Below are 2,983 nucleotides of genomic sequence, written 5' to 3' on the forward strand. Positions count from 1 at the left end.
ACCTGGAGGAAAAGACATCAACCGAGATTCCGTTAGTAGTGGCGAGCGAACGCGGACCAGGCCAGTGCCTGTTGTTTAGTTAGCAGAACATTCTGGAAAGTTTGACCATAGCGGGTGACAGTCCCGTATGCGAAAGCGAAACAACAGGACTTGAGTAGGGCGGGGCACGTGAAACCCTGTCTGAACATGGGGGGACCACCCTCCAAGCCTAAATACTCGTACATGACCGATAGTGAACCAGTACCGTGAGGGAAAGGTGAAAAGCACCCCGATGAGGGGAGTGAAACAGTACCTGAAACCGGATGCCTACAAGCAGTGGGAGGGTCCTTGAGACCTGACCGCGTACCTCTTGCATAATGGGTCTGTGACTTAGTGTATCATGCAAGCTTAAGCCGTTAGGTGTAGGCGCAGCGAAAGCGAGTCTGAATAGGGCGCCAGAGTATGATGCATTAGACCCGAAACCCGGCGATCTATGCATGACCAGGTTGAAGGTGCGGTAACACGCACTGGAGGACCGAACCGTTCAATGTTGAAAAATTGTCGGATGAGTTGTGCTTAGGGGTGAAAGGCCAATCAAGCCGGGAAATAGCTGGTTCTCCGCGAAATCTATTGAGGTAGAGCGTCGAATGATTGCCGTTGGGGGTAGAGCACTGGATGGTTGCGGGGGTCGCGAGATCTACCAACACTAACCAAACTCCGAATACCAACGAGTCTAGTTCGGCAGACAGACGGCGGGTGCTAAGGTCCGTCGTCAAAAGGGAAACAGCCCTAACCTACAGCTAAGGTCCCCAAGTCATCACTAAGTGGGAAAGCATGTGGAATTTCCAAAACAACCAGGAGGTTGGCTTAGAAGCAGCCATCCTTTAAAGAAAGCGTAACAGCTCACTGGTCTAATTAAGAGATTCTGCGGCGAAGATGTAACGGGGCTAAAGTGATGCACCGAAGCTTAGGGTGTGATCGTTTACGATCACGCGGTAGCGGAGCGTTCCGTAGGCCGTTGAAGCGATCTGGTAATGGGTCGTGGAGGTATCGGAAGTGCGAATGCAGACATGAGTAGCGATTAACAGTGTGAGATGCACTGTCGCCGAAATTCCAAGGGTTCCTGCTTAAAGCTAATCTGAGCAGGGTAAGCCGGCCCCTAAGACGAGCCCGAAGGGGGTAGTCGATGGGAACCACGTTAATATTCGTGGGCCTGGAGGTGTGTGACGGATGGCGTAACTTGTCTGGCCTTATTGGATTGGTCCAGGCAGGGAAGTTGTCCCAGGAAATAGCCCCTCCGTATAGACCGTACCCTAAACCGACACAGGTGGAATGGTAGAGTATACCAAGGCGTTTGAGAGAAGTATCCTGAAGGAACTCGGCAAATTGCCTCCGTACCTTCGGAAGAAGGAGGCCCCACATCAAGGCAACTTTTTGTGGGGGGCACAGGCCAGGGGGTAGCGACTGTTTAGCAAAAACACAGGGCTCTGCTAAGTCGGCTTCAAGACGACGTATAGGGCCTGACGCCTGCCCGGTGCCTGAAGGTTAAGAGGAGGTGTGCAAGCACTGAATTGAAGCCCAGGTAAACGGCGGCCGTAACTATAACGGTCCTAAGGTAGCGAAATTCCTTGTCGGGTAAGTTCCGACCTGCACGAATGGCGTAACGACTTCCCCACTGTCTCCAGGATATGCTCAGCGAAATTGAATTCTCCGTGAAGATGCGGAGTACCCGCGGTTAGACGGAAAGACCCCGTGCACCTTTACTGCAACTTCAGAGTGGCATTAGGAAAGAGCTGTGTAGCATAGGTGGGAGGCTTTGAAGCATTGACGCCAGTTGATGTGGAGCCATAGGTGAAATACCACCCTGCTGTTTTCTGATGTCTAACCTCGTACCGTTATCCGGTACAGGGACCCTCTGTGGTGGGTAGTTTGACTGGGGCGGTCGCCTCCTAAAGAGTAACGGAGGCGCGCGATGGTGGGCTCAGGACGGTTGGAAACCGTCTGTTAGAGTGCAATGGCATAAGCCCGCCTGACTGCGAGACTGACAAGTCGAGCAGAGACGAAAGTCGGTCATAGTGATCCGGTGGTCCCTCGTGGAAGGGCCATCGCTCAACGGATAAAAGGTACGCCGGGGATAACAGGCTGATGATTCCCAAGAGCTCATATCGACGGAATCGTTTGGCACCTCGATGTCGGCTCATCACATCCTGGGGCTGGAGCAGGTCCCAAGGGTTTGGCTGTTCGCCAATTAAAGTGGTACGTGAGCTGGGTTCAGAACGTCGCGAGACAGTTTGGTCCCTATCTGCCGTGGGCGTCGAAATTTGAGAGGAGTTGACCCTAGTACGAGAGGACCGGGTTGAACATACCTCTGGTGTACCTGTCGTCCTGCCAAGGGCGCAGCAGGGTAGCTATGTATGGACGGGATAACCGCTGAAAGCATCTAAGCGGGAAGCCTCCCTCAAGATAAGATTTCATCGAGCCGTCGTAGACCACGACGTTGATAGGCCGGATGTAGAAGTGTGGTAACATATGGAGCTAACCGGTCCTAATTGCTCTTTTCGCGCTTAAATGGTTCTTTACGAACCATGGAGTCCCACCATCAATGACAGGGCTGGCAACAGCCTGACATCAGCGATGTGGTGATTACCTCAAGCCAGATAACCAATATCAATACCAAATACCGTGCACGGCACCGATTAAAAACCCAAAGCGCAAGCTTCATTGCTTGGTGACCATAGCGTCTGTGACCCACCCGATCCCATCCCGAACTCGGCCGTGAAACCAGTCTGCGCCGATGGTACTGTGGCTCAAGCCCCGGAAGAGTAGGGCGTCGCCAGGCATTGAAGCTTGCGCTTTGAAACTAAAAAACCCATCACATGTTTTACAAAAGGGCGGCCCATAAAGCCGCCCTTTTGCCTTTGGTGACGCGGGATGGAGCAGCCCGGTAGCTCGTCAGGCTCATAACCTGAAGGTCGCAGGTTCAAATCCTGCTCCCGCAACCAAC

The 2,983-nt window shown here is 53.1% G+C and carries 1 tRNA gene and 2 rRNA genes (1 of these 3 only partly in view); all 3 read left to right on the forward strand.

Annotated features, from left to right (window positions below):
• Window positions 1–2,547: ribosomal RNA gene (locus FHS54_RS16330) — 23S ribosomal RNA — on the forward strand; it begins 248 nt to the left of the window's first position.
• 156 nt (window positions 2,548–2,703) lie between these two features.
• Window positions 2,704–2,818, forward strand: a 5S ribosomal RNA gene (gene rrf, locus FHS54_RS16335).
• Window positions 2,819–2,904: 86 nt separating this feature from the next.
• Window positions 2,905–2,981: transfer RNA gene (locus tag FHS54_RS16340), tRNA-Met, on the forward strand.
• Window positions 2,982–2,983: the final 2 nt, after the last annotated feature.

Source organism: Sphingobium vermicomposti, from assembly GCF_011762025.1.
Taxonomy (GTDB): Bacteria; Pseudomonadota; Alphaproteobacteria; order Sphingomonadales; family Sphingomonadaceae; genus Sphingobium; species Sphingobium vermicomposti.